We start from the raw sequence: 20,725 nt of genomic DNA on the forward strand, positions 1-20,725 counted from the left end.
CAACTCAATGTTAATCGAAGTGTTGCTCGTTGCGTTTTAAAGATTTAAAAAAAGTAAAGTGATTTTTCATAGGCAATAATTATTTTATATTAAATACAAATCTAATCATTTTTTGTTATTGGAAGCACATGAATAATATTTTTTTTATTATTACTTCATCAAAAAGCTTGTTACGTTTACATAATAAAAAAAATCCTCATGCATTACATGAGGATTTATTAAGTATTAAGATGTTTCTTTATTTCTTAATGAATTTAGAATTGAAAGCTTCCCTTCCCTTGTCAGTAATAGAAATCACATATGCACCTTTGATCAATGATGTTACATTAATCTTACCACCTGTGATATTTCCGTTACTTACCAATTGACCTGCTGCACTATATATTTTATAAGTAGCTTTATCTGAAACTTTAGTAACGTTTAAGATATCGCTTACAGGATTAGGATAGATCTGAATTCCGTTATTAGCTAAAACAGATTCATTTGTGCTTAACGGAGCTGTAACCACTACATTATAATCTTCTATTTCACCATTATTAAAATTAGTTCCACACGCCCAAGAAGCTGGTCCGCTTAAGCCTGCATTAGCAGAACCAGCAAAGGCAAACAGCACTCTCATTCTTAGAGGCTGACCTTCTAACGCTGTAGTCGGCACTGTGAAAGATCCGGTAAACGAAGTTACATTTGCAACAGGAAAGTTTAAAACTCTCTCGGATGCTTCAAAATTACCGTTCAAATTATAATCTATAAATACCATTACCGTATTAAAGTTAGGCGTTGTCAACGACCCATTAATTGTCATCGTATTACTTACTCCTTTCACAAGATTAATTTGCAAAGCCGGGTTTGTAGAGAAATCTGTATATGTACTAGCTCCTGATGGATTAATTAAATTTGATACTAGTACATTAGAAATAAATAAAGGAGTTCCTGTAGTAGAAGCCGCAGGACAGTAAGTTGCAGCAATCGTTGAAAAATTCACAGATGCAGAGAAAGCACTTGCAACCCCTGAACAAACTGTTGCTACCTGTACCTCATAAGCCGTTGCTGAGATTAGGCCAGTAAGTGTTATAGAATTGGTTGCAGAGGTAGTCTGCGTCCAAGTGGTTTCTGACACTTTCTTATAACGTACATTATAAGAAGTTGCTCCTGTAGCAGGTGCCCAAGTAACCACAGCAGAAGTAGTAGCCATATTCGTTACAACGATACCGTTTGGACTTGTTCCACAAACAGAGGTTGCACTTACATTTACGGATTTTACAGCATAGAAAACATTTCCAATTGCTGAAATTCTTAGCTTAATGATTTGATTATTCAATGACGCAGGAAATGTGAAATTTTCTGATCCATCATTAGGTGTTGAAGCAATTAAAATTGTCCAAGTTGTCCCATTATCTACCGTATAATCAATCTTTACATTTGCTACGTTATAAGGTGCTGCCGAAGTATTTGCAACATCCCATACAATTGGAGTAGCGGCATTGGTGTATCCGAACTGGAATTGATCATTCACTTTGAACGGTCCGTCTGCACCAACATTTATAGTCTGCAGAGCAGAATTAGTCTGTTGTTGTAAAGGATTTAAATTATTATCTCTTACCGTTACAACAAAACTAGAGGTTCTTGCTACATTCGATACTGATTCCCAGCTGTTATTAGAATTAACTAAAACACCATTCAGTACTGATGATAATTTAGGAAAATATCTTGTTGGGCTTGTAGTTGGAGATAATGATCTAAAAGAAGCACCAAAAGTTGTATTTCCCAGATTGGCTAATGTGATAGGATCAGCATTAGTATTTGCAGCAACATCTGCTGCATCAAATTGTTCCCAAGCATAGGTCATAGGATCACTTTCAGGATCGGTAGCTGATGCGGTAAGCACAAATGCAGTTCCTTTAGGAATACTGTAAGTTGGTAAAGCAGCAATAACAGGCGGGTTGTTTACAATTGTAGTTTCAACATCACAAGTTTTACTTACCATATTGTTTTGAATCTGTAAGATGCTTGCAACATGAAAATATGGATCAGAATTCATTTGCACATTTGCATTTGTAATACCTGCATAACCCATAATGGTAGATCCAGAACCTGGCTCCATATTTACCCCTGCTCCTTCCAAAACATGTGAATAGGTATGATTGGCTCCTAATTGATGCCCCATTTCGTGAGCTACAAAATCAATATCAAATGTATCTCCTACAGGGCTTGTACTTTGAGTAAAACCAGAACCTTTCGCAGTACTTGTTGATGTCGCAGGATTTAAACATACACAACCAATACATCCGGCATTACCATTGTTACCTGCTGCATTGAAAACATGACCAATATCATAATTTGCATTACCAACATTAGCTGTTAATGTCTGTTGTAATTGAACATTCAAATTTCCAGTGTATGGATCCGTGGCCGCATCAGTATAAATGATACCCGGGAAGTTCTGAATGTTTAAATGCAATGCTAAATCTTTTTCAAATACACCATTTACTCTTGTCATAGTAGCATTTATTGCAGATAGTGCTGATGCAACTGTACCTCCGTGAAAAGCAGTATATTCACCTGTGGCAGAAATAGCCAACCGCATCGTTCTGTACTTTTTATCAGAAGATTTTGCAAAGTTTGTTGGCTGATTATTAAATGACTGACCTGCAAGTTTAAGATTTCCCAGCTGGTTTACCGCAGTAGGATCTTCTGAAGTAGTACATGTAAAACTTTTACCATCAGGATTTGAGGATTTTGCGTGAACACCATAAATGGTTTTGTCCGCATTTTGAGCATCAATAAATTCATACTGTCCATCATTGATAGTCATAGACTGAAAATCTGACGGGGATAATGAGAATCTAAGATACTTATTGGGATTGTCTATGCTAACACCGGCATATGAACCCAATTGATATTGATCAGCTAACTCTTTGGCCATAACAGGAAAGCTGTAAACAGCATAGCGCTCCATTTTCCCAAATAAATTGGGTAATGATATCTCTACCGGTTTAGCATCTTTTCCTGATTCAACAGTATTTTTAAGCTTTTGTTGAAGCTGAACCAAATCAAGTTTATAATAACTTGTGACATTTGAAAGTTCCGTATTTGAACTTCGTACCGGTCTGCTTGCCGTTGTCCATTGTGCAACCGCAGTACCACTTATTACACTACAAAATAAAGCAGTAATGAATTTTTTCATTTAAACAAATATTTTTATTTTCCAAATATAGTTGATTTTACTCATTTTTTTTGAAAATAAGAACATAAACTTAATATTACCATTAAATAAAAAAAAATTCCTCATGATTACATGAGGAATTTATACAAATAGTTCGTATTGTTTATTTCTTAATAAACTTAATGCTTTTAGAAATATTTTTATCTTTTATAGTAATGATATATGTGCCTTTTACCAATTCGGCAACTCTAACCTGGTTAGATCTAATTTCACCAGCTTTTACCAATTGGCCAACTGCATTGTGAATTTCAAATTTAGCTTTATCAGAAACTTTAGTAATATTTAAAACATCACTCGCCGGGTTTGGATACACGGCAAACTGATCAAATTTCGTTTCACCCGTAGCTAAAACAGTAATATTGACTGCTCTTGTCTGTGTAGTAGCGTAAGGACTTCCCTGAAAAACAGTAACTCCGGCCGAGTTTTTCAGATTATAAAAACCGCCTAAATCATAAATACCATCACCGAATACATCATTAATAGTAAATGTATAACATCCCGGAGTTAAATTCCAAGTTTCAACAACAGGTGTTGGCAAGGGAGTTGACGTATTTGGATTTGGCACATCTGCATATGCTGTACTTTGATAAAGGGTCGTGCCACTACTGTTTTTCAAATTCCAGCTAACTTCAGATCCCCAATAATCATTTTGCAATGTAAACGTAAAGGCTCCATTATTAGCTTCTGCAGGACCATTATAGGTGTAGTTTGTTGTAAATGAGTTGTTAGAAACTCTTTGGTCTGCAACACCATTTGCAGTATTTACAGAAACTGCCATAATGCCCGAAGGAACCGTTAAAGGTATTACAAGATTAACAATTGCGTATTTATTTGGTGCTAAATTACCTGTCCAGTTAAAAGTTTGAGTGTTCGTTCCTACTCCATATGTGATGGTTGCTGATGTAAGATTACTGGTTCCTCTATTGTGTAGGGCAACCGACAAAGAAGATTGGCTAGCTGTACAAGTTGTATTAAAAACTGTACAAACTCGTTCCAGTTTAACTTCCGCATCGTTAGCAAATAATGGAATTGCAATATCCTTTGTTGAGGTCTTTAAGGTATTTCTTCGAGGAGAATTATTCATTACTGCAATCATTCTTGCTTTTTGATCATTTGTAAATATATTCATACAAAGATCATAAGTATAATTCATATAATTGCGTACCATATCAAGACCCGGCTGTGTAGGACATGAATCTTGTGAAGGATTACAAATATAGTGAGCATTTCCCGCATTAGAAGAGAAAGGAGTATCATCACAGTAATCTGTAGCGCAAGCTGCCGTCTCCCCAAAGATGTCTTAATCCTAAGAAATGACCTACTTCATGTGTCATTGTTCTCCCTAAGTCTACATTATTCGACAGTTGAAAAGTTCCATCATCACTGTCAGCACTTCCAAAACACCTGTAACCTGCTACAACACCATCAGTAGAAGCTAAACCACCGTTCGCATTTAATCCTGAAAGACCAGAATCAGAAGGAAATTGAGCATAGCCTAACAAATCCGGATTATCAAAATTAACACTCCACATATTCATATACTGAGTAGGATCCCAAATAGTTTGAGGCTTTACAACTGTATTTATATCTGCGGTAGACCATTCAGGCGCACACATATTCACTCTATCAATCCCATTTGTAGGATTACCATTCGGATCTACTTTTGCCAATGCAAATTGTATTTTAATATCTGCTCCTACAGGATCATTATTAAAACCTCTGGTTCCTGCCATTTTTCTAAAGTCTTCATTCATTACAGTGATCTGAGAGATAACTTGATTGTCTGTAATATTTGGAGCTACGCCATAAGCCTCTCCGGAATGAATGACGTGTACGACAACAGGTATGGTAATAATATCTCCATTTTGAGACTTAGCCATTGCATTTTTAACCAGCGGAGCTATCCATGCTTCAAATTGAGTATCAGTCATTCTCTCAGGATATTTCGTCTGCAGATATTGCTCATATTCTGAAGATGAACAACGTACAATGCCATTGATATCTTTAATCTGATTTTTCGTGTAAAATTTACCAAAAACCAGTTTACTGTCTTCCAGCTTTTGAGAGTACATCATTGTACCGAAAGCCAAAGAAAAAAGAAAAATAATTTTCGAAATAGTGTAATTTCTCATTGTGAATTGAATTTAAATTTTGACAAATATAAAACAAATCAACAAAAAAATTTAAACTTAACATACTTATTTTATAAAAAATACACTTAAAACGATTTAATAATGTAAAAAAAATCCTTAAATACTGATTTTATCAAGTATTTCTCAAAATAAATATTTGAATAATTTTTGTGAAATTATTTCTAATTACATCACTTTTGATTTAAATTTGTTAATTATATAAATCACATGAAATATTTAACAGGATTCATTATTTTTAGTTATCTGATTTTGACGATAAGCTGTCAATCACAAAAAACAGATGGAAATCTATCAAATAATAAGGATAAAAAAACAATCACCAGTATAGAACTTACAGAACAAACAAGAGGTACAAACAGGAAAATTACTTTTAAAAATAGTATCATCACTATTAATGTAAACGGAACAACAACATCATCCTCAATCTCAACCACAGACTGGAATACTATTGTAAAAGAAACACAACTGATTGATTTAGAAAGATTATCGACTTATACATCTTCCACAACAGGTCGATATTCTGATGCTGCATTATCAAGTATTATTACTATTATAACTGAAGGTAAACAATACAATTCTTCAGATTTTGATGCAGGAATTCCACCTCAACAATTAGAAGCATTGTACAAAAAACTTCAGCAAGCCAGAGATGCAATCTCTGAAAACAGCAGTAAACCTAAAAGATTAAATTAAAACTTATACGCAATACTCCAGGCAAAGCCCATAATAAATTTTGATGAGCTTCTGCCAAAACCAGGAACAATCATCGGAACTACTTCGTCTTGTTTTGAAGTGGCAATAAGGTATCTGGGCTGCATATTGACATCAATAAAGAAATCAGATTCAAATAACTGAACTCTTCCGCCAATGGTTCCTTCAAGCCAAAAAGATGATTGTGAAGATGCAGGCATTGATACTGATGAACTGCTTCCGCCAAAACCACGAATAGGAATTGCAAAATACTCCTGAGTGTAAAATGAGCCCCCTACTTTTGCTCCGCCGTAGAAACCATTAAACTCATTCTCACTGTCTTTCGCAAGCATGTAAAAAGCTCCTATTTTGGCAAATGGACCGTTTGCCGTAGCATCATAGCCATTTTTCTGATAAATATTTTTTTCAAATCCTGCTTCTACGATGGCGTGAATGTTACCTTTTATCTTTGATGAAATAAATCCCTGAAACAACTGTCTGTCTGAAAAAAATGAAACTCCGGTGTTCAAAACATCTACACCAACCATAAAGTTGGGTTCGTATTTCCATTTTTCTTTTTCTACTTCTTTATTTTCCTGCGCAGAAATCAGCAGCGTTAAAAGACTAAAAAACGAGGTAAAGATTAGTTTTTTCTTCATTTTCAATAAAGGTTTGTCCGGATTCAAGTTTGATGACAGGATTTGGTTTTAATAATTGGCCGCTTAGATTTTCGTAATTTAATTTTGCTCCACAACCTGGTGATACATAAATCGATTTGGTTGTATAATTCAAACGAACCTTTGATGAATCTCCTTTTTTGGTGGTTTTTATGAATAAATCTGTGTATGGTGATTCGTCAACGCGAAGAGGAATCAAGATAGAATCTGTATTTCTGCTCCATCCCAAATCAACGATACGTACTCCGTAGTCTACATACACTTTTACAGAATCTAATGTGGTAATTTTATCTGCATTTTTAAACATGATTTTCATTCTGGGCGTACCTTCTCCGCTCTCGCAGATATCATCGTCTCCACCACAGGAAACCATGAAAAGAGATAATATGAAGAATGACAATAATCTTTTCATTTTAAATTATTTTGGATCTAAAGCCTTTTCAATACGGAAAACCAAATCTTCATAATGGTATTTATTTACCAAATCTGAAGTCGATTTTGAAGAAAGCTCTTTCTTGATTGTATTTAAGTTTCCTCTTACCAATGCAGAAATATCCGATTTGTCAGAAGATCTAGTATCAACGAATTTTATTAAAGAATCAATATAATTTCTCTGAAGATTTCTGGTGTAGATATCTGCATTATCTTTTTTAAGAATTGAAGTATTTAAATCTGACAGCAATTCAATCACGGAATATGTATTGGGTTCTATGGCTTCCATCTGATACATATTCTCAAGAACCATCGGGCTTAAAATTCTCCCCAAAACACCATTTTGAATTTCTTCAACAGTTTTCACAGGAGTTTTTCCGGTTTTCTCAAAAATATCTTTTTTTATCAGCCATTGTGGTGTCGTAAAAATATTTTCGTCTAAAAATTTCATGGCTTCTTTCTGATCTTTTTTAGCAACAACTTCGTATACAACTCCAGATTGCTCTGCCGTTTTCGGCGTTTCCATTTGTCCGCCGACATATTTTGAAACATGCCCTAAATATCTTTTGAACTGCGATGTAACCTGATCGTACATCATATCAAGATTTGCATAATCTTCATTTGGAGTTTTCGTCCATTTTTCTAAATTATCAACAATTCTTTGAAGGTTTTTTATTCCATAGGTGCTTGCAATCATTGCATTGTCACCCACCTGCTCACTTTGTGATCTTGGATCTAAAGGATTCAATTCTGTTCCAAACCAAAGCCTTTCATTTTTAAGATTTTTAATCACCCACTGATTCAGAAATTCTTTTTCTGCATCCGGAGTTTTGAACTGATTAAATCTTTTATATCCCCACTCGATTGCCCAATCATCATAATCTCCGATTCTAGGGAAAATTCCTGCATCACCGATATTATCTTCTGGCTGTGCAACATAGTTAAATCTTGCATAATCCATAATTGAAGGTGTATGACCGTTTTTCTCAAGCCATTTTTTATCTCTTAATTTCTCAACCGGAACTGTAGAACTAGAACCGTAGTTATGTCTTAAACCCAAAGTATGCCCGACCTCGTGAGAAGAAACAAAGCGAATTAATTCACCCATTAATTTATCTTCGAATTCAATTTTTCTCGCTCTCGGATCATTGGGTGATGCCTGTACAAAATACCAGTTTCTCAACAACATCATCACATTATGATACCAGTTGATATGACTTTCAAGAATTTCGCCAGTTCGAGGATCTGCGATAGACGGTCCCGAAGCATTCGGAACATCAGAAGGTTTATAAACGATTGCTGAAAATCTTGCATCTTCAAGACTCCATTCTGTATCTACTTTAGGATCCGGAATTTTAGCTATGATTGCATTTTTGAAACCAGCTTTTTCAAAAGATTTCTGCCAATCATTTACACCTTGCATTAAATAAGGAACCCATTTTTTAGGAGTTGCCGGGTCTATGTAAAATACAATCGGTTTTGCCGGTTCTACCAATTCTCCTCTGTTGTATTTTTCTATATCCTGTGGTTTTGGCTCCAGACGCCATCTTTTAACCAGAGATATCTTTTTTACTCCTTGAGGATCTAGATCAAAATCTGTGTATCCTACTGTAAAATATCCAACTCTTGGGTCAAAATATCTAAACTGCATTTTGTTTTCAGGAAGAAGTACAAATGAAGAATTGATTTCCACGGTGTAATTTCCGCTCACTTTTGGCGCAGGTCTTCCCGGAACGGCAGGTGTCATAGGTGTTCCTAGAGTTCTGGCAAAAGTTTTGGTCGTATTGATTTCAATATTTGTCGGGAAAGATTTCACAAAATTGACAAATGACATATCTTTCTGAAAAGCTCCTACTCGGTAAGAATCTTTCGACCAAACTGAAAACGATGTCAGTTCGTTATCAGAATTTAAAACATCAGTCACTTCAATGACAGATGAGTTTTTGTTTATGCCGTAAGCTTTTACATCAAAAGATTTAATGATAGACTGCACATTATTTCTTGTCACCGAATTATACATTTGCGATGTAGAATCTTTAGCATAATCGACATGAGAAATTTCTCTTAAAAGAATTTTATCTTTCTGACCTTTTTCAAAAGCGATTACCTGCTGACCGATCTGATCTCCTGCGTATCCTGAAGTTCCGGAACGCATTCCTGCGGCAGCTTTAGTTAATCTTGTCACAAGAAGAAATTCCTTCTTCAACATGGTATCAGGAATTTCAAAATAATATTTGTCGTCAACTTTATGAACTGTAAAGACTCCCTGGTCAGAAACCGCTTTATCGGTAATGATTTCTTTAAAAGGTTTGATTAGACTTTTCTTTTTATCGTCTTTTTTAACTTTAGCGGTATCGGTTTTTGCAGCAACAGAATCTTTAGGCTTTTCCTGCGAAAATAAATTTTGCTGGCAGAACACTAATGCGGCTAATAAGAAAAATGTTTTACAGTTCTTTATCATATGAATTCTGATTTGTTTATTCAAATTTAAAAATAATTATTTCTTTACCAACAATGCAATGTTCTCAACGTGATGAGTTTGGGGGAACATATCTACCGGCAAAATTTTCACTAAAGTATAATGATCTTTCATCAGAGCTAAGTCTCTTGCCTGGGTTGCAGAGTTACAGCTTACATAAACGACTTTTTCAGGAGCTAATTTAATAATTTGCTCTACTACTTTTTGGTGCATTCCGTCTCTTGGCGGATCGGTGATTAATACGTCTGCTTTTGGATGGTTTTCCATAAATTCATCATTGAAGACATTTTTCATGTCTCCACAATAAAATGTGGTATTCGTCAAACCATTCAGTTCAGCGTGTTCTATAGCGGCATCAATAGCTTCCTGAACAGATTCAATTCCGATAACGTGTTTTGCATTTCTGGCAACATATTGTGCGATGGTTCCAGTTCCGGTGTATAAATCGTAAACTACTTCATCACCTTTTAAATCGGCAAATTCAAGGGTTTTTCTATATAATTCTAACGCTTGTTTATAGTTGGTCTGAAAGAATGATTTCGGTCCGATTTTAAATTTCAATCCATCCATTTCTTCCATTAAAAATCCTTCTCCGAAATATATATTTACATTCAGATCGTAGATAGAATCGTTCTGCTTAGGATTGATGGCATAAACCAAAGTTTTAATCTGTGGAAATTGCTCCAGCAAATAATCAAAAAGTTTTGCACGGTTCGCTTTTTCTTCTCTGTACAATTGAAATAAAACCATCCATTCTCCTTTCGAGTTTTGTCTCATCATTAAAGTTCTCAGAAAACCCTTTTGTTCTCTTACATCGAAAAAGTCTAAACCATTCTCAACTCCGAAATTTCTTACTGCCAAACGAATTGCGTTAGACGGATCTTCCTGTAACCAGCATTCTTTAAGATCGAGAATTTTGCTCCACATTCCCGGAATATGAAAACCTAATGCATCTCTGCTGCCATAGTTTTCTTCAGAACTGATTTCGTATTGAGTCAGCCATCTTGCATTTGAAAAAGAAAATTCCATTTTATTTCTGTAGAAATATTGCTCTTCTGCTCCCAAAATCGGAACGGTTTCAAAATCATCGATTCCACCAATTCTTTTGATATTGTTGTAGACTTCTTCCTGTTTAAAATCAAGTTGTTTTTCGTAGCTCATATTCTGCCACTTGCAGCCTCCACAAACTCCAAAATGAATACATTTCGGTTCTACTCTGAAGGGTGATTTCTCAACAATCTCTTTTACTTCAGCCTCAATATAATTTGACTTTGACTTTTTAACTCTGACATTTGCCACATCTCCGGGAATACCTCCGGAAACCAAAACAGTTTTCCCTTCTTCAGTTTTTCCTATTGCAACTCCTTTTGCACCTGCAGTTATCAACTTTATATTTTCAAGAATTACGTCTTTCTTCTTTCTCATATCAATTTCTATCGGTACGGATCTACTTTCTATTTTACATCCGTAAATTTTCTATTTTTTCTGTTCTAATGATTCGCCTTTCGGTATCACTTTGCAAAAATACAATAAAAAAAACCTTATCCGAAGACAAGGTTTTTTTCTATTGTATAAACTTTATTATTTTGTCTGAGCTGATTGCTGAGGAGCTTCCTGAACCGGAGGAGCCGGCTGCGCTGAAGGATCCATATTCATCTGCGGCATCATTTGTGGTTGAGGAGCAACTTTTGGCGCAGAAAGACCTGTTTGCTTGTCTAAAATGGTAATCAGCTCCTGATCACCTAAATTAACAAATGATCTGCTTGCAATTTTCCCGTCTTTGTCAACAACAATGAAGTTTGGTAATTTAAACCCATATACTCCGTATTTTTTAGCAATATCAGAATTAAGACCTCCTTCTGCATACACGTTAGTTCCCTGAATTCCTTTCATCATTGCATTGCTTGTTTTCACAAACTGATCTTTTGTATCATCTACGTTTACGTAAACGAAATTCATTTTAGATTTATAGAAATTCACAACTTCCTTCAATACAGGAACTGTACCTTCTGCAATGTAAGGATTCCAAGATGCATAGAAAACCAATACATAAGGTTTTCCTTTATTCTCACTCAGCTTGAAAGCTTTACCATCTGCTTTCACTAAAGAAGCTTCCGGAGCATCATCACCGATTTTAAATCCGTTGATGGCAAACTGCATTTTTTTAATATCTGCCTTGATTCCTGAATCTTTAATATCTTCTTCGATGATTTTTTTGATTTTATCAGTTGTCTTAGCCGGAGTTTGCGGGTGAATATCTGACTGAGCCATTACAAATGCCAACAAATAATCTTTAGTAACCTGAGAAACATCTTTCTGAGATTTCAAATAGTCATTAAACAATTCTGAAGTTGTGATATCTGTTTTTCCTTTGCTTTTTGCTTCTGCAAACTTCTGGAAACCAGGACTCATTTTAGTTAAAAGATACTGTCTGTAGAAAGGGCTTGTCTTCACCATTTCGTCACTATTTTCTTTTAATTTATTTTCATAATCTGTAAATACTTTTCCTAATTTGAATGAAGGATTTCCAGACATTTGCTTTTTATTCATTTCGTAGTTCACCAACAGATTCAGAATAGCTGTTTTTGCGTCCGTCTTTTTCCATTCAACTACCTCTTTTCCCGGATTGTATTTTTTTACATTCTCGTCGATATTTTTATTGATATCTGCCTCAATCTTCTGCATTCCTTTCACATACTTAGCTTCATCACCTGATGCCAATTCCTGAACGTTTACGCTTTGTCCGTAAGTAGAAAGAAATTTCTGACAAGCCTGAAAGAAATCGTTATCATTTTTCGCATCACCTGTTACTACATATTCATTAGGAAAAGTAGCTGCACTTCCTGATATGTTTACTGTCTGACCACCTTTAAGAAATATTAAATTCTGCTTTCCGGCGTAGTTAATAACATACATTCCGTTTTTTGGAGCTTCGAAACTTCCTGAGAAATTCCCATCCTTATCAAGTCCCATATTGATGAGTGGTAATGTAGCAACGCCTGAGGCTTCTACAAATTCTACTCTTTCTAATGGAGAGCTTCCTGCAATTTTTCCTTTTACTTCAACTTTTTTTGAACAAGACACTGCAAATATTGCAATGACAAACAACAAAAGATATTTTTTAATCATCATTATACTATTAATTTTTTGAAATGATTGAATTTTCAATTTCATTTTTGGTTTTATAATTAAGCAAAAATAAGTTTTTCGACAAACTTAATGCTATTTAACAATTGATTTTATGAAACATTTAACTAAAAATTTCGCCTTCAATGAAGAGGACGAAATTTTCTTTATATTTTTTAACAGATTATGCTTTATCTGCCATTGCAACCATAAATTCTCTGTTCATTCTAGCAATATTCTCAAGAGAAATTCCTTTAGGACACTCTACTTCACAAGCACCTGTATTTGAACAGTTACCGAATCCTTCTTCATCCATCGCTTTTACCATGTTGAGAACTCTTCGCTTCGCTTCTACTCTACCTTGCGGTAATAGTGCGTACTGAGAAACTTTAGCTCCTACAAATAGCATTGCAGAACCGTTTTTACAAGAGGCTACGCAAGCTCCGCAACCGATACAAGCTGCAGCATCCATTGCTTTGTCTGCATCTTCTTTAGGAACCGGGATTGCATTGGCGTCCAAAGTATTTCCTGAAGTGTTTACCGAGATAAATCCACCTGCAGCCATTACTCTGTCGAATGCGCTTCTGTCTACCATTAAATCTTTGATAACTGGGAAAGCAGCACTTCTCCACGGTTCAATAACAATCGTTTCACCGTCTTTGAACATTCTCATGTGAAGCTGACACGTTGTTATACCTGTATCCGGACCGTGAGCTCTACCGTTGATGTAGAGTGAACACATTCCGCAGATTCCTTCACGACAGTCGTGATCAAACGCAATAGGTTCTTTTCCATCGTTGATAAGGTTTTCGTTCAGGATGTCCAGCATTTCCAAGAATGAAGAATCTGTAGAAACATCTGATATTTTATAGGTCTCAAACTGACCTTTAGTTTTGGTATTTTTCTGTCTCCAAATTTTCAGCGTAAGATGAAGGCCTTTTTTTGCACTCATAATTTTATATTTATAGGTTGGAGATTATTTATCTTTTTCTGGTTTATCAGCATTTTCAAATTTCATATTTGAAATTAAATATGCGATTTTATTTGATTTACTGTCTTTTAATTCCTGATATTTTTGCATTGCCTTGGCAATATTTTCAGATTTATCATCTTCCGATTTGGTATAAATCTGTTTTTTATCATTTTTAATTACCTGATAAAATATTTTCTTATCTCTAAACTCCTTTGGATTAAGCGGCTTAAAATTAACTCCCGCTACAAATGCTCCCATCTGTCCTTCAGCATTGATCACATACACTGAATTTGCTTCAAGATTTGCTTCAATATAATCTCTGTTTTCTGCACCTGCCCAAAACAAATGTTTACCGGGCTCACATTCATAGACTAAATACTTTCCGCTTCCAATAGATCCTAAAAAAAGATCTTTGTCATATATTCTGAAATTAACCAACATTCCAGCCCCGGTCTTTAAGATGTAAACCAAAGATTTACCTTCAGAAGGTTTATCGATAGATTGAGTGGTAACTTTCTGTCCAAAAACAGTAGAGATGCTTAGGAAGACTACAAAAAGCATCAGGATTTTTTTCAAATTTTTCATACTATTTGTAACTTCTTGCTTTAACTTCAATGTTTTCATACACAAGATCTTCCTTATGGAGAACCTCCTGCTTAATGTCATCGCCCTGATATTCCCAAGCAGCAACATACTTGAAGTTCACATCATCTCTTTCAGCTTCGCCTTCCGGAGTCGCATGATCTTCTCTGAAGTGGCCTCCGCAAGATTCGTTTCTGTGTAAAGCATCGATAGCCATCAGCTGACCTAATTCAATGAAATCTGCTACTCTGAATGCTTTTTCAAGCTCGGTATTCATCCCTTCAGTTTCGCCCATTACTTTTACGTTCGTCCAGAAATCTTTTTTCAACTGATCAATTTCGGCAATTGCCTGTCTCAATCCTTCAGGGGTTCTTCCCATTCCCACCTTATTCCACATAATGTGTCCTAATTGTTTGTGGAAATAATCTACTGAATTCGTCCCTTTATTATTAACAAAGAAGTTTACTTTGTCTTTAATTTCTTTTTCAGCCTGTTCAAATTCTGCAGAATTCGTAGGAATTTCTCCCGTTCTGATATCCGCAGAAAGATAATCTGCAATAGTATAAGGTAGAACGAAATATCCGTCTGCCAAACCTTGCATCAATGCAGAAGCTCCCAATCTGTTGGCTCCGTGATCAGAGAAGTTAGCTTCACCGATAACGAAACATCCCGGGATTGTAGACTGCAGGTTATAATCAACCCAAACGCCACCCATTGTATAGTGAACGGCAGGATAAATTTTCATTGGAGTTTTGTAAGGATCATCTGCTGTAATCTTTTCGTACATTACGAATAAGTTACCATATTTTTCTTCGATCCAAGCTTTTCCAAGGTCATAAATCTGCTGATCAGTAGGATTTTGAATATGTTTTTCAATAGCAGATTCTTTACCTTTTTTCATAATTTCTGTGGAGAAATCCAGGTAAACACCTTCTTTAGTATCATTATTCTCTATTCCGAAACCGGCATCACATCTTTCTTTACCAGCTCTTGACGCAACGTCACGAGGAACTAAGTTTCCGAATGCAGGATATCTTCTTTCTAAATAATAATCTCTATCTTCTTCTTTAATATTTTCAGGTCTCAGTTTTCCTTCTCTGATGGCAACTGAATCTTCAATTTTCTTTGGAACCCAGATTCTTCCGGAATTCCTTAATGATTCAGACATCAAAGTCAGTTTAGACTGCTGTGTTCCGTGAACCGGAATACAAGTCGGGTGAATCTGAACATAACAAGGGTTTGCGAAGTATGCTCCTTTTTTGTGAATCTTCCACGCTGCAGAAACGTTTGAACCCATTGCATTGGTAGAAAGGAAATATACGTTTCCGTAACCTCCTGAAGCAATAACCACTGCGTGAGCAGAATGTCTTTCGATCTCACCTGTTACCAGATTTCTAGCGATGATACCTCTTGCTTTTCCGTCTACGATTACCAATTCAAGCATTTCGTGGCGGTTGTACATTTTCACTCTTCCTTTTCCGATCTGACGGCTTAATGAAGAATATGCACCTAACAATAACTGCTGACCAGTTTGTCCTTTTGCGTAGAAAGTTCTTTTAACCTGAACTCCACCAAATGAACGGTTATCTAATTGTCCGCCGTAATCTCTACCAAAAGGAACTCCTTGAGAAACACATTGGTCGATGATATTTGCAGAAACTTCGGCTAATCTGTATACGTTTGCTTCTCTTGCTCTGTAATCACCACCTTTGATGGTGTCATAGAACAATCTATAGGTTGAGTCACCATCACCTTGATAATTTTTAGCAGCGTTGATACCACCTTGCGCAGCAATCGAGTGTGCTCTTCTTGGTGAATCCTGATAACAAAATGCTTTTACATTATATCCCTGCTCAGCCAAAGTAGCTGCTGCAGAACCTCCTGCCAAACCTGTACCTACAACAATAATATCTATTTTATCACGGTTGTTAGGCGCAACAAGGTTCATATGGTCTTTATGATTTTTCCATTTGTCCTTAAGCGGACCTGCAGGAATTTTTGAATCTAATTTACTCATATTAGTATATTGATATTATTGAGTTACGTAATGAAAAATTGCAATAAAGATAAAACCTAAAGGAATCAGTATAGAATACCAGTTTCCAAAAGCTTTGATCATTGGAGTATATTTTGGATGTCTTGCCCCAACAGACTGGAACGAAGACTGAAAACCATGAGCTAAATGTAAACCAAGTAAACCGAAAGAAATGACATAAAGCACCACTCTCCACAAATCAGCAAACTTCCTGTGAAGATCGCCCCAAAAACGGGTTTCTTCTACCGGAAGACCATCGATATATTTATAATTCATCTCATGAAGCCAAAAATCATACATGTGCAGAAAAATAAATGCTAAGATAACAGCTCCTGAAATAATCATGTTACGAGATGACCATGTAGAGTTTGCGGAACCTTCGTTTTTATCATAACCGATAGGTCTTGCTTTTTGATTTTTAATTTCTAAAATAAATCCCATCACAAAATGGAATATTACAGCAAACATCAACACGGGTTGCATTACAAACTGAATAAGAGGATTATATCCCATAAACTGTGATGCATTGTTATAAGCTGTTTCACCGAAAACCGACAATAGATTTACGGAAAGATGCATTACTAGGAAAATCAGCAAGAAAAATGCTGAAAGTGCCATAGCATATTTTCTACCTATCGTAGAACTTGTTAAACCTGCCATATTGAGTTTAAATTTGATTTCCCACAAAATTAGGGAATGTTAACAAAACTAAAAAGTGAGAAATCTCACTATTAGACAGTTTGTAATCTTTCTAAATAACAACGAAAAGGATGTATAGATGCAGGATAATTCAAAAAATGACATTATTTTAAATGATAGACTTTTTGATTAAAAATTACTTTTCCCGAATGTGGCGGAAGTGTTTGGATTTTAATATTTTTTAATCTGCGGGATGAAACATATGGATTGATAATATATTGCTGAATTTTATTTTGATCTTCTACATTTTCAACCCAAAAACAGACTGCACTTCTTTTTTTCACAGAAAACACCGTGCCTTTTTTATATTGATGAACTAAGACTTCCTCTTTTTGACGCTCATACATCGTAAAAGAAATCCTTAGTATAAAAAACAATAGCAGAACTAAAGAAATTTGAGCCAATCTTCTAAAATTATATTTTACAATTACGAATCTCAAAAGATAAATAACCACAAATAAAATGGCAACCTCAACAATATTTAACGAAATATTCTCAAATAACAATGATTCAAAACCAGCAAACCAATGAATAACCTTTAATAATAAATCAATAATGAAATCGTAGATAATAGTAATCATTCTGAAATCAAATCCGAGAGCCATCAAACCAGTCATCAAAAATGAGAAAATGATAATTACTTCGGAAAATGGAACGATAAAAAAGTTCGCAACAATTGAAACAAAGGAAAATTGATGAAAATACAGTAAAACCAAAGGCATCGTTGCCAATTGCGCAGAAATTGAAATGGATATCGTATTAAAAATAATCTTCTTAAAATAATTATCCTGCTTCGGTAAATATTTTAAAATAGGTTGATTGAGCCAATAAATCCCTAAAACGGCTAAAAAACTCAGCTGAAATCCAACATCAAAAAACTGTTGGGTATCAATAATCAAAATAATAAAAGCCGAAAGCGCCAAAGAATGCAGCAAATCAGGTTTTCTTTGTAGCAAAACATATACAAAATAAACCGTAAGCATAATGCAAGAACGAACCACGGAACTTCCGAAACCTATAAACAAAGCGAAAATCCAGATAAATAATAAACTTAATATAATGACAAACTTTCTGAATTTTAACGGTAAAAATTTCATTAAAATAAAATAGAACATCCCAAAAATAACAACAACGTGGGTTCCGGATATGGCTAGAAAATGCACTAATCCAGAACGGTTGAAATCTTGCAAAGTTTCTGAATCTATCTCTGTGCGGTCTGCCAGAATAATTCCTTTTAAAAATTCTTTGCTTTTGGGAGACAATTCAGAATGGCTGATCTTTTTTAGAACTTCCAGTCTTTTCTGACGGATTTTTTCACTAAATGAGAGATCATTTCTTACAGCCAATGTAATTTCATCATTTACATAACATTGATAGAAAATATTTTTTCGGTGGAGATATTTCGCATAATCAAATTGAAAATTATAGTTGGGAGATTGAGGTTGGCTTACAGAAGCTTTAGCCTTATAATAATGCTCAAAATCAAGCTCTTTGCTTTCTTTTGGGATTAATAAAATCGAATTGAATGATTCTTTCCCGACTTGTATTACAGCCTCATATTTTTTACTTTTCTCAGTTGAATTTAACTTTTTAGAAATCTTAAAAACAATATTCTCGTTTGGGTTCAAAGAAGCCTGAGATTTTTTTGGGAAGTTCAGATAATGCAGACAAATTCCCAGACCGAAAAAGAATAATGACAGTAATACTGAATTGATTTTTGAGATGAAAAATGATTTAAATAAAGTAGGAATTGTGATAATTACACAACAAATTACGGTTGCAAGAATAAAATTTCGTTTAAAAGAAAAATAATCTTGGAACACAATCCCAAGAATAAAGCAGCAAATTAAGATCAGGAGTGGCTGTCTGTTCAATTTTCATCATTTTGTACTACTAAAGTAATGAAAATATGAAAATCATTCGTAAAAAGTTTATTTAATTTTTAAAATAATATCTGCAGCTTTATCACTTGCACCTTTTCCGCCGAGTTTACTTCGTAAAATTTCAAATTCTTCGAGCATTGCATACCTTGTTTCCCCTTCAAGAATTAAATTCAGTTGCTTAACTAGATTTCCTGTATTTAATTCATTCTGAATCAATTCCTTAACTACTTCTTTATCCATAATAAGATTGACAAGTGAAATATACTTAATATGTTTCACCAGTCTTTTGGCGATAGCGTAAGAAATTTTACTTCCTCGATAACAAACCACTTCCGGAACATTTAATAAAGCAGTCTCCAGAGTTGCCGTTCCTGAAGTTACCAAAGCAGCTTTAGAACATCTCAGTAGATCATACGTTTTGTTTGACACGAAACGTACATTTTCATCAACATATTTCTCGTAAAAATCTTTCTCAAGACTCGGAGCTCCGGCTATAATAAACTGATAGTCTTTAAAATAGGGTCTTACCGACAACATTACCTCAAGCATCTTTTCAACCTCCTGTTTCCTGGAACCCGGGAGAAGAGCAATGATTCCTTTTTCATTCAAGTTGTTATCTTTCTTAAAAATCTCAGTATCAATTTCTTGAAGGCTAGAAATTGCATCTAGCAAAGGATGTCCTACAAAATGTGATTTTACATTATGTTTTTTGTAAAAATCTTCTTCAAAAGGAAGGATCACCAACATCTCATCGACATATTTTTTGATGGTTTCAACTCGACCTTCTTTCCAGGCCCAAAGTTGGGGAGAGATGTAATAAACCACTTTAATTCCCAGTTCTTTTGCAAATTTTGCGATTCTTAAATTAAAACCGGGATAATCTACCAAAATCAATACATCGGGTCTGTTGTTTTTGAGATCGGCTTTGCAGAATTTAATATTGTTTAAAATCGTTTTTAGATTCAATACAACTTCAAGAAACCCCATAAAGGCTAAATCACGATAATGTTTCACTAAAGTTCCGCTTTGTTTTTCCATTAAATCGCCACCCCAGAATCTGAATTCTGCGAGGGGATCTTTCTGCCGTAAGGATTTCATTAAATTACTTCCGTGCAAATCTCCGGAAGCTTCACCTGCGATGATATAATATTTCATGAATGATCTTTGATATGCGATGAATGATTTTATCTATTGAAGTGACGTATTAAAACATCAAAATTCAAAATATAATTGAGTAAATTTGTTCAAAGATAATGATAAAAAATGTCAGAAGAATTTGAAATAAAAAATAAAGTAGCGTCAAGCGGATTGGTTAATTTTGATTTGTCTGATCTGGTTCCAAAAGGAATCAGAAAAGGGATTGATCTGAAAGATTTTCTTTTCATGGAGATGATTTTGAAAGAAAAAGACTTCCGTGAAAAAGTAGCGGCGATTAATCCCGATGAGTATCAAGATCAGTATGTTTACATTTATAATTCCGCAGATGCGATTGTTCCGCTTTGGGCATACTTTTTAATTACTGCTAAATTAACAGATGTTACAAAAAAAATAATTTTCGGAAACAAAGAAGATTTAGAAGTTCTTCTTATGCACAATGCTATACAAACGCATGATTTTGATGACCTGAAAGGAAAAAGGGTTTTGGTGAAAGGTTGCTCTGATCAAGCAATTCCGGAAAATGCCTACATCGAATTGGTGGAGCAATTAAAACCAATTGTAAAATCTCTGATGTTTGGTGAAGCATGCTCCAACGTGCCTATTTTTAAGAACTAA

16 protein-coding genes are annotated in these 20,725 nt (G+C 34.9%); 2 read left to right on the forward strand and 14 right to left on the reverse strand.

Annotated features, from left to right (window positions below; all coding sequences use genetic code 11):
* Positions 1–238: 238 nt before the first annotated feature.
* The 3 genes from ACZZZA_RS02595 to ACZZZA_RS02605 form a co-directional block, all read right to left on the reverse strand.
* Positions 239–3,184 carry a reprolysin-like metallopeptidase gene (locus ACZZZA_RS02595; protein WP_463429660.1) on the reverse strand — a complete coding sequence of 982 codons (2,946 nt, stop codon included), beginning with the start codon at positions 3,182–3,184 and terminating at the stop codon, positions 239–241.
* A 142-nt stretch (positions 3,185–3,326) separates the two neighbouring features.
* Complete coding sequence (locus ACZZZA_RS02600; RefSeq protein WP_463429661.1) at positions 3,327–4,352, reverse strand: T9SS type A sorting domain-containing protein; 1,026 nt, start codon at positions 4,350–4,352, stop codon at positions 3,327–3,329.
* Positions 4,353–4,479: 127 nt separating this feature from the next.
* On the reverse strand, positions 4,480–5,355 hold the full coding sequence (locus tag ACZZZA_RS02605; protein WP_463429662.1) for a zinc-dependent metalloprotease family protein: 876 nt from the start codon (positions 5,353–5,355) through the stop codon (positions 4,480–4,482).
* 228 nt (positions 5,356–5,583) lie between these two features.
* Between ACZZZA_RS02605 and ACZZZA_RS02610 the strand changes: the two genes are divergently transcribed.
* Entirely contained in the window at positions 5,584–6,069 is a 486-nt protein-coding gene (locus ACZZZA_RS02610) for a hypothetical protein (RefSeq protein WP_463429663.1), read from the forward strand.
* Here ACZZZA_RS02610 and ACZZZA_RS02615 read toward each other — a convergent pair.
* From ACZZZA_RS02615 to lpxB, 11 genes are all read right to left on the reverse strand, one after another.
* Entirely contained in the window at positions 6,066–6,725 is a 660-nt protein-coding gene (locus tag ACZZZA_RS02615; protein WP_463429664.1) for a DUF6048 family protein, read from the reverse strand. The two genes, ACZZZA_RS02610 and ACZZZA_RS02615, sit on opposite strands and share 4 nt — an antisense overlap.
* Positions 6,691–7,155: a DUF6452 family protein gene (locus ACZZZA_RS02620; protein ID WP_463429665.1), complete on the reverse strand. Its 465-nt coding sequence runs from the start codon at positions 7,153–7,155 to the stop codon at positions 6,691–6,693. The genes ACZZZA_RS02615 and ACZZZA_RS02620 overlap by 35 nt, the downstream gene beginning before the upstream one ends.
* 6 nt (positions 7,156–7,161) lie before the next feature.
* On the reverse strand, positions 7,162–9,636 hold the full coding sequence (locus ACZZZA_RS02625; RefSeq protein WP_463429666.1) for a zinc-dependent metalloprotease: 2,475 nt from the start codon (positions 9,634–9,636) through the stop codon (positions 7,162–7,164).
* A 36-nt stretch (positions 9,637–9,672) separates the two neighbouring features.
* Positions 9,673–11,079, reverse strand: coding sequence for a 23S rRNA (uracil(1939)-C(5))-methyltransferase RlmD (gene rlmD / locus ACZZZA_RS02630; protein ID WP_463429667.1), 1,407 nt, complete (start codon positions 11,077–11,079; stop codon positions 9,673–9,675).
* 156 nt (positions 11,080–11,235) lie between these two features.
* Entirely contained in the window at positions 11,236–12,786 is a 1,551-nt protein-coding gene (locus tag ACZZZA_RS02635) for a TlpA family protein disulfide reductase (protein WP_463429668.1), read from the reverse strand.
* A 178-nt stretch (positions 12,787–12,964) separates the two neighbouring features.
* Positions 12,965–13,732, reverse strand: coding sequence for a succinate dehydrogenase/fumarate reductase iron-sulfur subunit (locus tag ACZZZA_RS02640; protein ID WP_463429669.1), 768 nt, complete (start codon positions 13,730–13,732; stop codon positions 12,965–12,967).
* A gap of 24 nt (positions 13,733–13,756) precedes the next feature.
* On the reverse strand, positions 13,757–14,338 hold the full coding sequence (locus ACZZZA_RS02645) for a hypothetical protein (protein ID WP_463429670.1): 582 nt from the start codon (positions 14,336–14,338) through the stop codon (positions 13,757–13,759).
* Between the two features lies 1 nt (position 14,339).
* Positions 14,340–16,352 carry a fumarate reductase/succinate dehydrogenase flavoprotein subunit gene (locus tag ACZZZA_RS02650; protein WP_463429671.1) on the reverse strand — a complete coding sequence of 671 codons (2,013 nt, stop codon included), beginning with the start codon at positions 16,350–16,352 and terminating at the stop codon, positions 14,340–14,342.
* Between the two features lie 15 nt (positions 16,353–16,367).
* Positions 16,368–17,030: a succinate dehydrogenase cytochrome b subunit gene (locus ACZZZA_RS02655; protein WP_463429672.1), complete on the reverse strand. Its 663-nt coding sequence runs from the start codon at positions 17,028–17,030 to the stop codon at positions 16,368–16,370.
* 143 nt (positions 17,031–17,173) lie between these two features.
* A complete protein-coding gene (locus ACZZZA_RS02660; RefSeq protein ID WP_463429673.1) occupies positions 17,174–18,943 on the reverse strand; it encodes a ComEC/Rec2 family competence protein in 1,770 nt (589 codons plus the stop codon).
* Positions 18,944–19,000: 57 nt separating this feature from the next.
* Entirely contained in the window at positions 19,001–20,107 is a 1,107-nt protein-coding gene (gene lpxB / locus ACZZZA_RS02665) for a lipid-A-disaccharide synthase (RefSeq protein ID WP_463429674.1), read from the reverse strand.
* Positions 20,108–20,215: 108 nt separating this feature from the next.
* On the opposite strand from lpxB, the gene ACZZZA_RS02670 reads away from it, so the two are divergent.
* Positions 20,216–20,725, forward strand: coding sequence for a DUF2480 family protein (locus tag ACZZZA_RS02670; RefSeq protein WP_463429675.1), 510 nt, complete (start codon positions 20,216–20,218; stop codon positions 20,723–20,725).

The organism is Chryseobacterium sp. AC405b (assembly GCF_979258685.1).